The organism is Chryseobacterium gambrini (assembly GCF_900156825.1).
Lineage (GTDB): Bacteria > Bacteroidota > Bacteroidia > Flavobacteriales > Weeksellaceae > Chryseobacterium > Chryseobacterium gambrini.
On record NZ_FTOV01000002.1, the window covers coordinates 1 to 14,201 of the forward strand.

At 38.1% G+C, this 14,201-nt stretch carries 7 protein-coding genes; 1 reads left to right on the forward strand and 6 read right to left on the reverse strand.

Annotation, left to right across the window (positions count from 1 at the left end):
- The 4 genes from BW951_RS03505 to tsf all read right to left on the reverse strand — a co-directional run.
- Window positions 1-1,961: Ig-like domain-containing protein (locus BW951_RS03505; RefSeq protein ID WP_228427486.1), on the reverse strand; the 1,961-nt coding region annotated here is incomplete at its 3' end.
- An 81-nt stretch (window positions 1,962-2,042) separates the two neighbouring features.
- Complete coding sequence (locus BW951_RS03510; RefSeq protein WP_076390567.1) at window positions 2,043-5,399, reverse strand: T9SS type B sorting domain-containing protein; 3,357 nt, start codon at window positions 5,397-5,399, stop codon at window positions 2,043-2,045.
- A 195-nt stretch (window positions 5,400-5,594) separates the two neighbouring features.
- Window positions 5,595-9,629 (reverse strand): T9SS type B sorting domain-containing protein, encoded by a 4,035-nt coding sequence (locus tag BW951_RS03515; protein ID WP_175608779.1) that lies wholly within the window; start codon window positions 9,627-9,629, stop codon window positions 5,595-5,597.
- A gap of 250 nt (window positions 9,630-9,879) precedes the next feature.
- Complete coding sequence (tsf, locus tag BW951_RS03520) at window positions 9,880-10,704, reverse strand: translation elongation factor Ts (protein ID WP_076390569.1); 825 nt, start codon at window positions 10,702-10,704, stop codon at window positions 9,880-9,882.
- A gap of 145 nt (window positions 10,705-10,849) precedes the next feature.
- Here tsf and BW951_RS03525 point away from each other — a divergent pair, with 145 nt between their 5' ends.
- On the forward strand, window positions 10,850-11,548 hold the full coding sequence (locus tag BW951_RS03525) for a DUF6759 domain-containing protein (RefSeq protein ID WP_076390570.1): 699 nt from the start codon (window positions 10,850-10,852) through the stop codon (window positions 11,546-11,548).
- Between the two features lie 64 nt (window positions 11,549-11,612).
- Here the strand turns inward: BW951_RS03525 and BW951_RS03530 are convergent, their stop codons facing one another.
- Complete coding sequence (locus tag BW951_RS03530; protein ID WP_076390571.1) at window positions 11,613-12,569, reverse strand: acetyl-CoA carboxylase carboxyltransferase subunit alpha; 957 nt, start codon at window positions 12,567-12,569, stop codon at window positions 11,613-11,615.
- A gap of 47 nt (window positions 12,570-12,616) precedes the next feature.
- Window positions 12,617-14,122, reverse strand: a complete 1,506-nt coding sequence (gltX, locus tag BW951_RS03535) for a glutamate--tRNA ligase (protein WP_076390572.1) — start codon at window positions 14,120-14,122, stop codon at window positions 12,617-12,619.
- Window positions 14,123-14,201: the final 79 nt, after the last annotated feature.

A 14,201-nucleotide genomic window follows, 5' to 3' on the forward strand; every position in this document is an offset into this window, starting at 1 on the left:
ACCGGAGTGTACGTCGTTACATTGGCAGCAGTAAGATCAAAAAAACCTTTTCCGTTGTACTGACAGGCTTTGATGGTGGTGTCCGTTAAAATAAACGGAACCACTGTAAGATTTAAAGTTACCTTTTCACAGTCAATAAATTCGGGAGCATTTCCGCAGAACTGGTAAACAATAGTATCGGGACCTAAATATCCCGGATTCGGGATATAGGTAATCTGTCCTGCGCCGTTTACCGTTGCAGTACCGTTTGTCGGATAGGTAAGGATGGTTACCGTACTTGCAACAGGCGTCTGTGTTGTGGTGAACGAGAAAGCGGGCGTAATGACTTTCGTTGCACAGGCATTAAGAGCTGCTGTTGTATTTCTTACACATGAAAAAACTTTATAGATGGGAGTGGTAACGGGTGGACAGGTTCCCATGGTTACTTTCACGGTATAGTTTCCTGCTACGGTAGGCGTATAAACGTTTTGTGTTGCTCCGGTGATCGGGTTTCCGTTCAGATACCACTGGTAGCTTTCATAGCTGTCGTCAACCTCAAGAATAATTCCCGGGACACATTCTCCTGTTTTTTTCGCAATAATCGGAATGGAAGAGAATCCCGCGAAATATCCTCCGTACCCTGCAGTGCTGTATCCACCGTTCACTCCTGCTGTTACCGCTTTGGTGGAAGTTACCACTACATTTCCTGTAGGATTATCGATGGCATAGGTTACCCAGTTGGTATTTCCGGTTAACGGATAAGGTCCCTGAGCAGCGGTTGGAGTGGTTGCCGCTCCGCCGTCGATGCTGTACGTAACAGCAGCACCTGCTTCAGTTAAGATGTTTAATTTCAGAGTAACTCCGGAAACACCCGGCATTTCGTTGATCTTTCCGATCTCGTCAATTTTTCTCGGCAGGAAGCAGTTCAATGGTGGAATATAATTGTAACCTCCATTGTATGAGAATCCCTGAATCCCTATAAACTGATATAAGTAAACATTTTTAGAAGTGGAAATGAACATATTGAAATGTCCGCTTCCCGCGGTTTGTTCTACATAACTTGTTTCGTTAATTCTATACCATTCCCCTTCATTAATTGTGGCAACAGGTGTTGTGGCTCCATTAATAAAAATCTGGGTATTGTCTTCTGTGGCAATAACAATTCCACCTTCCATATTCAAGGTAGGATTGGTTGCTTTGGTTTTTACCATGGCAAATGTGTTCCCCAGTCTTTCCACCGGAACCGACTGGTCCATAATTAAATCTGAACCATCGGAAGTATTTGTCGCAAAGTTTCCGTTAGCATTTCCATTGGTAAGGGTTACAGGTTTATCTGAAACGACTTTGGCACCGATGAAGCCGTTTAAATTAGCTGATGTTAAATGATTTCCTGCTAAAATATAAGACTGTCCTTTATTTAAAGTAAATGTCTGTGAATTTCCTCCGGGCGTACCTCCGATAAAAACTAAACCTGCAGTATTCCAGGATACGGTAACTGATGTATTGTCTTCCGTAGCCAAAATCCCTGCTGTAAAATTGTTAGTGGAGCTGCTCGCTGTACTGGGAGTTGCTGCTACATAGAATTTTTTTCCGATTCCTGCTTTACCTTTTGACGTGATAATTTCTCCATGTGCCGTCTGAGCGGATCTTAAGGTACAGTAAAACGGTTTATCTCCTTTGAGGTATAATCCTTTTGTTCCAACCGTAAAGGCGTCTGCGGCGCTGGTTCCATTGATGAGATTGGCGGCAATAGCGTAAGAAACGGGTGATCCTTTTGCAACGGAAACTGTCTGAATCAGGTTATTGTTATTGTATATTCTTACGTCAAACGGAGTGGTTGAGTCCGTAGAAAGATATACAGCATTGTTATATCCTGTAACCGATGTATAAAACGGAGCAATCCAGTGATCGGTGTCTCTTTGGGCAAAAAGCGTGTTAATCGTACAAAATATCAATACGAAAGACAGTAGAAATCTTCTCATATATAATTAATTATGATTTCTACAAATTTAAAATAATATTTAATAAATGTTAACGAAAAATAAAAGAAAGTTTAAAAAATATTAACGATTCTTAATCAATAGCCATCCGGAATACGAAACCGGTAATTTGGTATCGGGTTCATTCCATTTTAATAAATACCAATATGTACCTGTTGATAAGGGTCTTCCGTTAATTTTTCCGTCCCAGGTGTAATTTTTATCTGACGATCTGTATACCGGAGCTCCGTAACGGTCTACGACTTCGATTGAAACATTTTGTTTAATTCTTAGGTCGGAATAATCCAGTATGTCGTTAAGTCCATCTCCATTCGGAGTAATCGCATTGATAAGATTTAATACTAAAAATTCTTTAACAACCGGAGAACATCCGTCTTTACTTAAAACATAAACAGTATGCATTCCTCTGGAAAGACCTGTAAAAATATTAGATGTCTGATAGTCTATTCCGTTTAATGAATATTGATATGGAGGAGTTCCTCCGGCAACGGTAACGGTAGCATTATATCCGGAAACTTCAATTTTAGAAATAACGGGAGATTCAGCTGTTGTGATCTTCACATACTGTCTGTACACACATCCGTTGAATCCAAGGTCTACATAATAATTTCCTGCTCCGGCAATAATGGATTGTGTAGTTGCTCCGGTACTCCAGGAATAAGATGTAAATCCTGCACCTGCATCTAATGTTGTTGTGTCATTAAGGCATACCACTTTATCGGCAAGTCTGGTAGATTTTTTCGGTGTTTTTAAATTGATTGTTAAAACGCCTGTACTCGGACATTCTGTAGCGGAAGTAAATCTGATGTAGAAGGTACTTATGGCAGAAATAGTCTGGTTCGGTGAAATAGCATTGGTTCCCGCCTGTGCATTAGCCAATGTAGAGTAGAATGTAAGACTTACTCCTGCATTCGCCGTAAAAAGATTTTTATAATCATTTAAATTTACCGCTTCAGAGCCACTGATGTCACTGTCACAGATATCTGTTGCTGCATTTCCTGTAATTAAGGTAATTTTGTTTCCTATGGTAAAGTTAATCTGACCAAAAACAGCAGGACAGCTTCCGGTAAGTGCATCCACCCTCACATAAACAGTGGTATTGGCTGTGTAAGTCCAGTTTGCAGGAAGCGTATTGTTATTACCCGCATTGGCATCAGCTTGAAGTAAATAATATCTTACATTGAAATTTGCAGAATTGGTGACAATAACAGGAGTGATGCTTGGGAAATTTACATTCACGATGCCATCAAAATTATCATCGCAAAGCGTTGCGTTATAATTGCCTGTATTGATGTTTGGAGAAGGGGTTGTTGTTAAAGTAATCTGTGCTACTTTTTTACACCCGTAAGAAGATGTTACGTTTGCATAAATCGTTCCAGCCGGTCCTGAATAATTTCCGGGTGCTGCAATTGGAGTTCCTGTTAATGCTGCATTAGTAAAATACTGTACCGTAGTTCCCGAATCTGGTGTTACATTAGCTGAGGTTAAGTTAAACGTTCCATTTCCGTTGGTGTCTACACATGAAGTTAATGATGCGTTTGTTGTCTGCAAAACATCTGTATTGATAATAATTTTAAAATATTCAAAGCTTGCAGGACTTCCGTTTCCTTCTATGTAGTAAATGAAACTATCTGTTGTATCTGCTGTAAGTCCTGCATTGGGAGTATAGGTAATTTGCCCCGTTGCAGAATTAACGGTTGCTGTTCCGGAAGTAGGAGCTAAAATAATGCTTGTATTACCCGGAACAATAGCCTGTGTAGAATTTGTGAATACAGGTGTAATCACTTTTGTATTGCATGAACCAATGTTATACGTTGTCGTTGTGATCGGAGGACACAATGTATAGGAATAGGCATCAGTAAGCAAAGAACCACAATTGTTTTTAGAAACCATACAGGTATAGTTTCCTGCGCCGTATAATTCAGGATTGATGGAATATGAAGTGGCTCCCGGAATAGGATTTCCATTCAGATACCATTGATAATTATCGTACGTATTGTCTACCTGTAGTAAAATTCCGAGATAGCAATCTCCTGTTTTTGAAATCACAGGGACAGAAGAAAATCCTGCGAAATATCCTCCATATCCAACTGCTCCGCTTCCCGCCGCAATTCCTGCCGTTACGGATTTTGTAGAGTTAACGGTAATGGTGCCAGTAATATTAGGAACAGTATAGGTTACCCAGTTAGGATTTCCGTTTACAGGATAAGGTCCGTTAACTGTAGCAATCGGATTTCCGTTTAAAGTTACGGTTGCTCCGGTTTGGGTGATAATATTGAGACGGGTGTTAAATGTCTGATTCCCGATTTGATTGATAAATCCTATTTCATCTACTTTGTTAGGCATAAAGCAACTCAAAGGCGGGATGAAATTCATTCCTCCTGTAGCGTATTCATTGCCTCCGGTTGTAGATGAAACTCCTGCTAATAACTGATAAACATAGATGTTGTTATTGGCAGAAATGCTCATATTGTAATTGTCTCCGGTTCCGTGCTGTATATAATTATTACTTGGAACCATATAATACTGTCCCTCATTCAGTGTAATTCCTGTAGCAATGCCGTTAATTGTAATTTGGGTGTTGTTTTGTGTTGCCACAATCAGCGCGGTTTCCATTTCGGAAAGTATGGTTCCGTTTCCCTTCACCACAACAAACTCTTTTCCCAGTCTTTCTACAGGAGCTGCCTGATCCATAAGAATATCATTGTTGGTGAAATTTAAATTGGTATAAATTCCGTTAAAATTTCCGTTGGTAACGGAAATCGGTTTCGAAGATTGTATTTTCGCCCCGATTAATCCGTCAAGATTCACTGCAGAATCTGTACTTAATGCATCTACGATATAGGATTCTCCTTTATTTAAGGTAAATGTTTTTGTGGGGCTGGAAGATCCGTCAGAAAAAACAACATTGGGATTATATCCTGATATCACAACATTAGTATTGTCTTCTGTAGCAGTAACTCCTATAGTGGAGTTGACATAAGTTGCAGCACCGGTAATAGGTGCCATTCCTACGTAGAACGTTTTTCCTAATCCTGCTAAACCTTTAGAGGTAATAATTTCAGCATGGCTTGGGACAGAAAATCTATAATTGGCGAAGAATTTTTTTGTTCCTTTCAGGTAAACTCCCATTGAATTCGGACTAAATAAATCCGATGGATTAGTAGTGATTAAAAAACTGTTTGGAATACTTACCTGAGCAGGATTTCCTTTACTCACCTGTACTGTGGTATAAAGAGCATTGCTATTATAAATTTGCACACTGAAGGGAGTGGTTTCATTGGTGGATAAATATAAATATCCCTGAAGATTCCCTGTACCAGACTTTGAAGCCATTGGAGCAAACCAATGATCGGTGTCAAGCTGTGCATTGAATAATAGACAAAGAAATGTACAAATGGTTAGTAAAAGTTTTTTCATATTTCTCAATAAGGGATGCAAATGTAAGTATTAAAAGTCAATTTTTTACATAAAATTTAATTAGTAATTTCTATAATTATGAATATTGTTGAATATTTAATATTTTTTTAATAATTAAGAATATATTGTAATGTTAATAAAAAATCCTGATGAATTAAAATCATCAGGATCAATATTTTTTGGTAAAGTAAAAAGTTATTCTCTGTTTTTTATTAAAATCCATCCGGAGTAGGAAACCGGAAGTTTTGTATCAGGTTCAATCCATTTTAAAATATACCAGTAAGTTCCCGTTGGAAGAGGTCGCCCTCCCGATTTTCCGTCCCAGATATAACTTTTATCTGTGGATTTATAAACAGCAGCTCCATATCTGTCTGAAATTTCAATCGACACGTTTTGTTTTATTTTCAGATCAGAATAATTGAGAACATCATTGATGCCGTCTCCGTTCGGGGTAATTGCATTGATGATATTTACAATTAAAAACTCCTTAACCACAGGTGAACAGCCATCTTTTCCAAGTACATAAACGGTATGAATTCCTCTTGAAAGACCGATAAATGTATTGGAAGTCTGATAATCTATTCCGTTTAACGAGTACTGATAAGGGGGTGTTCCGCCTGTAACATTTACAGTCGCATTAGAAGCCGTTACGTTGATGCTGGTGATTGTCGGAGCCTGCGAAGTCGTCACATTTACATACTGACGATAAACACAACCGTTAAAACCTAAATCTACATAATACGTTCCCGCACCGGCAAGAATGGTCTGAGTCGTTGCTCCTGTACTCCAAGTGTAAGAACTGAATTCCGCACCCGGATCCAATACCACTTTTTCTGTGGAACAAACCACTTTGTCAGTAAGCTGACTGGATTTTTTAGGCGATTTAAGCGTTACATTAATTATTCCTGTATTCGGACATTCAGTTCCGCTTACAAATCTTACATAGAACGTTTTTGGCGAAGTAATGGTTTGGTTTGCAGGAATTGTATTAATACCGTTTTGAGCATCTGCTAAAGTGGCATGAAAAGTTAAAGTAATGGCAGGATTAGTGGTAAATAAATTTTTATAGTCATTAAGATTTACGTTTTCAGAACCGTTAAGATCATTATCGCAAACATCCATATTCACGACGTTGGTAAGCAATGTGATCTTATTTCCGATTTTAAAATTAATCTGTCCGAAAGCCGGAGGACAACTTCCTCCCACTGTATCTACTCTTACATAAACGGTTGTATTTGCTGTATACGTCCAGTTTACAGGCAGAGTGTTGCTATTTCCGGCATTTGCATCTGTCTGATTCAAATAATATCTTACCGTAAAATTCGCAGCATTGGTAACAATCTGAGGGGTTACGGTTGAAAAATTCACGTTAACGATACCGTCAAAATTATCATCACAAAGACTCGCATTATAATTTGCGGTGTTAATATTAGGCGATGGAGTGGTTGTTAAAGTAATCTGTGCCTGTCTGGAACATCCATTCGCAGAAGTAATGTTTGCATAAATAATTCCCGCCGATCCTGAATAATTCGCAGGGTTTGTAATCTGTCCGGTTAAATTAGAATTGGTAAAATAAGTTATCGTAGTTCCCGGATCAGAAGAAACGTTGGCTGTGGTTAAATTATAAGTTCCGTTTCCGTTGGTTCCTGCGCACGAAGATAAAGTAGCATTCGTAACAGTAGGCAAAGGATTTACCGTTAAAATAATCTGAGCTGCTTTTGAACAGCCTGCTGCAGAAGTTACATTGGCATAAATAATTCCAGAAGTTCCCGAATAATTCGCAGGGTTTGCAATCTGTCCGGTTAAATTAGAATTGGTAAAATAAGTTACCGTAACTCCCGGATCAGAAGAAACGTTAGCTGAAGTTAAATTAAAAGTTCCGTTTCCGTTGGTTCCTGCGCAAGATGTTAAAGTCGCGTTATTCGTATTGGGTAAAGAATTTACCGTTAAAGTGATCTGAGCGGTTTTCGAACAACCGTTTGCAGAAGTTACATTCGCATAAATAATTCCTGAAGGACCTGAATAGGTTGCAGGATTAGTTATTTGTCCTGTCAGATTAGAATTCGTAAAATACGTCACCGTAATTCCCGGATCAGAAGAAACGTTGGCAGAAGTTAAATTGAACGTTCCGTTTCCACCTGTTCCCGTACATGAAGCCAGAGAAACATTATTAACATTCGGTAAAGCATTTAAAGTTAATGTAATCTGAGCGGTTTTTGAACAGCCGTACTGTGAAGTCACATTGGCATAAACAGTTCCTGCCGGTCCGGAATAGTTCGCAGGATTTGCAATCTGTCCGGTTAAATTAGAATTGGTAAAATAAGTTACCGTAACTCCCGGATCAGAAGAAACATTTACAGAAGTCAGATTGTAAGTTCCGTTTCCGTTGGTTCCTGCACAGGATGCCAGAGAACCGTTGTTTATCTGTAAAACATTTGTATTAATAATGATTTTAAAATATTCAAAATCAAAAGGATTTCCATTCCCCTGAACATAATATATAAAATTATCAGTAGTGTTCGTTGCAGAAGGATTGGGTGTATAAGTAATTTGTCCTGTTGTTGGATTTACCGTAGCAGTTCCCGATGTAGGCGGTGAAATGATACTGGTAAGCGATGGAACGATGGTTTGCGTAGAGTTCGTAAACGAGGGAGTAATCACTTTTGTGTTACAAGACCCGATATTGTAGGTTGTTGTAGAAATAGGAGGACATAAAGTATAGCTGTAAACTCCGGTTAATCTGGTTTCACAGTTGTTTTTTGTAATTAAACAGGTATAATCTCCGGCTCCGTATAATTCTGGATTGATTGAGAAAGAAGTGGCTCCAGCAATCGGATTTCCATTTAAAAACCACTGATAAGAATCGTAATTGTTATCAACCTGCAAAAGAATTCCTGCGTAGCAGTCGCCGGTTTTTGTAATGGCGGGAACGGATGAAAATCCTGCAAAATATCCACCATAACCTACTGCGCCGTTTCCTGCTGCAATTCCCGCTGTAACAGGAAGCGTAGAATTTACTGTAATATTTCCGTTAACTCCCTGAAGAGAATAGGTTACCCAACCCGGATTTCCCGTTACTGGATAAGGTCCGCTGATCGCGCCGATGGCACTTCCGTTAAACGTTACATTGGCTCCTGTCTGGGTAATGATATTAAGTTTGGTATCAAAAGAATTGCTTCCTATTTTATTGATAAAGCCGATTTCGTTAATTTCTTTCGGTAAAAAACAGCTTAAAGGCGGGATGAAATTCATTCCGCCGGTTGCATATACTGTACTTCCTGAAGTTCCTGCAAGAAGTTGGTAAACATAGACATTATTATTAGCAGAAATACTCATGTTGTAATGTCCGTTCCCCTGATTGATATAGCTGGTTCCCTGAACAATGTAATATTGTCCTGCATTCAGTGTAACACTTCCTAAAAGGTTTCCGTTTACCGTAAGTTTGGTGTTGTTTTCCGTGGCGATTACTAAAGCAGCTTCCATTCCGGAATTGGCAGGTCCGTTTCCTTTTACCAAGGCAAATGTTTTTCCTAATCTTTCCACAGGAACAGCCTGATCCATCAGAATATCTACATTGCTGTTATTTTGGGTGGTATAAATACTGTTGAAATTACCGTTGGTTACCGAAATAGGTTTGTTGGCAGTAATTTTTGCACCTACTAATCCTGTTAAATTACTTGAGGACAAATCACTCTGCGCTTCAATAATATATGATTTCCCTTTATTGATGGTAAACGTTCTTGTGGGCGATGAAGTACCGTCGGAGAAAATAACGTTCGGATTGTAGCCGGATAAGGTAACGGTTGTATTGTCTTCCGTCGCAATAAATCCAATGGTTGAATTAACGTAAGGTTTTGCGGTTGTATTTGGGGCAACGCCTACGAAAAAGTTTTTCCCGATTCCTGCCAAACCTTTGGAAGTGATGATTTCTGCCTGATTGGGAACTGCAAATCTGAAATTGGCGAAGAATTTTTTAGAACCTTTTACCTGTAATCCCATTGATCTTTGTGTAAAAAGATTGGATGGAGTAGAGGCAATCATATAATTGTTCGGAACTGTAACCTGTACCGGATTGTTTTTACTCACCTGAACAGTAGAAAACACCGTATTGTTGTTGTAAATCTGAACCGAAAACGGAGTTGTTTCATTGGTGGATAAATACAGGTAGCATTCCGGAGTACCCTGAAGAGAGCTTGCGGACATTGGAGCAAACCAGTGTTCTGTATCCAATTGGGCATTAAGAATAAAATAAAAAAAAGAGCAAAAGATTAGTAGAAATTTTTTCATGTCTAATAATAAGGGCTGCAAATCTAAGCATTAATAATCAATTTTTTATGATGATTTTTATCCAAATAACTCCATTTAATGTAAATTTTAAATATTTAATAATGCGTTAATATTTAGACGGTTTGCTGCTTTTTAAACATAAAAAAATCCCGATGAAAAATCACCGGGACTGTATTTTTAATCCTGAAAAAGATTATAAGCTTACTCTTACAAATCCTGTAACTTTAAGATCTCCGTTTACAGACTTCACATAATCAGCAACAGACATGCTGCTGTCTTTAATGAAATCCTGGTGTACCAAAGTATTGTCTTTGTAGAATCTCTGCATTTTACCTTTAAGGATATTATCGATAATGTTTGCAGGTTTACCTTCTTCTACAAGTTTGTGTCTTTCGATTTCCAATTCTTTATCAATCGTTTCCTGAGAAACAGAAGTCTCATCAAGAGCAATTGGATTCATCGCAGCAGCCTGCATAGAAACAGATTTTGCAACTTCGTCTGCTCCTTCTACTTTTGCAGAAAGAGAAGTGATGGCAGCGATTTTGTTTCCAGCGTGGATGTAAGCTCCTAAATAAGGACCTGTAATTCTTTCGAATGCACCGATCTCGATTTTTTCACCGATAACACCTGTTTGCTCGATTAATTTTTCAGCAACAGTGATTCCGTGGAAATCTGTAGCCAATAATTCTTCTTTAGAAGCAGCAAAAATTGCCATTTCAGCCAATTCATAAGCTAGCTCGATGAAAGCTTCGTTTTTACCTACGAAGTCAGTCTCACAGTTTAAAGAGATAATAGCACCTAACGTGTTATCTTCGTTTACTCTGGCGATTACTGCACCTTCAGTAGACTCTCTGTCAGCTCTGTTAGCAGCAACTTTCTGTCCTTTTTTTCTAAGGATATCTACCGCTTTTTCGAAATCTCCTTCAGCTTCAACTAAAGCTTTTTTGCAGTCCATCATACCTGCACCTGTTTGGTTTCTCAATTTTGCTACGTCTGCAGCAGCTGGTGTATAAGACATAATATCTATTATTTTTTTTATTTAAGATTAGTATTAATTTTTAGCTTAATTTTAAAGCGATGCAAAGATAATGATTTTAATGATAAACTAAAAAATGACTTTTTGCGTTATTTGTATATTTAATAAATTTTTAAATGCTTACTTAATGAAAAAAATATTTCTCCTCATATTTTTATGCATTTTCACTCTCGGATTTTCGCAAAAAAAGAAAAAAACGAAATCCAAAGGCATCGTGGAAAAGGAAACCGCCATCATTTATACAGAAAATGATGCGGAAACCACTGCGGAAGCAAGAGTGATTGCGGGATTCCTGAAACAAAATCCCGGACATGCCAAAACAGATTATTTCAAAAGAAAACTAATTGCCATCATCACGGCAGGAAATTCTCCTGAAGCCAAGCCAACCATTAAAGCGTTGAGTGAAGATAAAATAAAGCAGATGGTTTTGGATAACAACAGCCTGAACAATTCTAAAACCATTGCAGCCAATGCTTCCAAAGCAGAAAGAACCGTAAACTACGCGAGTGTTGCCGGATCGGCTAAAAAATCTTCCGGAGCAAGCGAACAGAACAAAAAGACAGCAGCCATGCTAACGCATCTTTTTAATAATGATCCGATGGATAAGGAAGCTTACATCAATATTAAAAACAGGTCTAAATGTAATCTGATTGTAAAGATCAATGGAAAAAAATATTATAATCTGGATGTTCCGGCAAACGGACAGAATTTTCTATTGGTAGAGAAAGGTGAATATATTTTAACCACAATGGTTTGTGATGCCAAATATTCGTCCCTGAAAAAGATCAATAAAGATATTGAGATCGAATTGAATCTGAGTGAATAATTGAATAGAGAAAAGAGCTAAAAAAAACCGGTTAAGAAGATTTTTCTTAACCGGTTTTTATATTTTATCCTTTAAATTGCCCCATCGCAATGAATTTCTCCTGTCTCTGGGTTTCAAGTTCTTTTCCAGTGAATTTTGAAAAGGCTTTGATGTTCTGCAATATTGAATTTTTAAGGTTCAGATACGTTGTTTCCGGATCGTAATGCGCTCCGCCAAGAGGTTCTTCCACAATTCCGTCGATGAATTTTTCTCTTAAAGCATCTTTCGGAGTCAGGTTCAGAGCGTTTGCCGCATCTTCTTTATGATCCCAGTTTCTCCAAAGGATAGATGAACAGCTTTCCGGTGCAATTACCGTATACCATGTGTTTTCCAACATATATACTTTGTTTCCTACACCAATTCCTAATGCTCCGCCACTCGCTCCTTCACCAATAATGTAAGTGAAAATAGGCGTTTTAAGCATCGTCATTTCGAAAATGTTTCTTGCAATTGCTTCTCCCTGTCCTCTTTCTTCCGCTTCAAGACCAGGATAAGCTCCTGGTGTATCTACCAAAGTAATTACAGGAATTCTGAATTTTTCTGCAAGCTTCATCAGTCTCAAAGCTTTTCTGTATCCTTCAGGATTCGGCATTCCGAATCTTCTGTGCTGTCTTTCTTTTGTAGTTCTTCCTTTCTGAGTTCCGATGATCATTACTTTCTGACCGTCCAAGGTTGCTAAACCACCGATCATGGCAGGATCATCTGCGAAATTTCTGTCTCCGTGAAGTTCTAAGAAACTGCCTTTATCCACCATTCCGTGGATATAGTCCAGTGTGTAAGGACGATCCGGATGACGGGAAAGTTGTACTCTTTGCCAAGGGGTAAGATTTCCATAGATTTCTTTTTTCTTTTCTATGATTTTATCCTCGATCTGGCTACATGCTAATTTTACATCAACACCACTTTCTTCTCCTACTAAAGAACAGGTTTGGTATTGGTCCATTAATTCTTTTATAGGAAGTTCGAAACTTAAATATTCCATTCTTGAAGTAAATTAAATCTTTCAAATTTATGAAAAATTATCAAAATCTATTTAAAATTATTGATGGCATTGTTTATTCTGGAGATAGTTTCCTCTTTTCCAAGAAGTTCCATGATGTCCGGAACATCTGGTCCTTTCAGTTCTCCAACCAACGATAAACGTAAAGGCATCATCACTTTACCCATTCCCAAACCTTTATTTTCCGCGAAATCATGAACCGTCTGCTTAAGATTTTCAGCATTAAAATCAGCTTCTTCAAGATTTGAAGCCAATTCCCCTAAAATTGCCGAAGTTTCATCATTCCATGCTTTTTTAGATGCTTTTTCATCATAAGAAGTGGGGGCTTCGAAGAAAAACTTTCCGTTTTCATAGATATCTTTTGGGAAAGTAGCTCTTTCCTTCATCAGCTTAATCACTTTTAACAGTTTGTCATCTGACAATGTTAAATTTAAATCTGAATTTTTAAGAATATTCAGTAAATCTTCATCCGAAGTTTTCTGGATGTACTGATGATTGAACCATTCTGCTTTTTCCTTGCTGAATCTTGCTCCGGCTTTATGAACTTTATTCAGATCAAATTCTTTTGCCATTTCATCCAGAGATAAAATTTCTTTATCGTCTGCAGGAGACCAGCCCAAAAGTGCAACCATATTGATGAAAGCTTCAGGCAGATATCCGCTTTCTCTGTATCCTTTGGAAACATTTCCTGTTGCAGGATCTGTAAAATTCAAAGGAAATACAGGGAACCCGAATTTATCGCCGTCTCTTTTGCTTAGTTTTCCTTTTCCTTCAGGCTTCAAAATCAAAGAAAGATGGGCAAACTGAGGCGCTTCCCAACCCATTGCTTCATATAATAAAGTATGCAGTCCCAGAGAAGGCAGCCATTCTTCACCACGGATAACGTGAGAAATTTCCATTTCGTGGTCATCAATGATGTTGGCGAAATGATAAGTCGGCATTCCATCGTTTTTTACAAGAACTTTATCGTCTAAAGTATTGGTATTCACAGAAGAATTTCCTCTGATGATATCCACAAGATTTAATGTTCTGTCGATCGGCATTTTGAATCTCACAACATACGGCGTTTTTTCGTCCAGTAATCTCTGAACTTCCTCTTCAGAAAGTGCAATACTGTTTCTCAAACGGTTTCTTGATTTATTGTCATAAGAAAAAACGTCTCCTCTTGCCTCATATTCTGCACGGATCGCGTCCAGTTCTTCTGCTGTATCAAAAGCGATATAAGCATAATCTGTTTTTAAGATCTGCTCTGTATATTTATCGTAAATATGTCTTCTTTCAGATTGTCTGTACGGAGCGAATGTTCCTCCTTTTTTCGGGCTTTCATCGGCAATAATTCCGCACCATTCAAGGGCTTCTTCAATGTATTCTTCTGCTCCTTCAACGTATCTTGCGGTATCTGTATCTTCAATTCTCAATACAAATTCACCTCCCTGGTTTTTAGCAAAAAGATAATCGTATAATGCGGTTCTTACGCCTCCTAAATGTAAAGGTCCCGTAGGACTTGGAGCAAAACGTACTCTTACTTTGTCCATTTTAAATAAAAATTTTTGCAAATTTACTTAAACTAATATAAAAAGGTACATTTATTTGCGATAAACTAATTTTAATCAT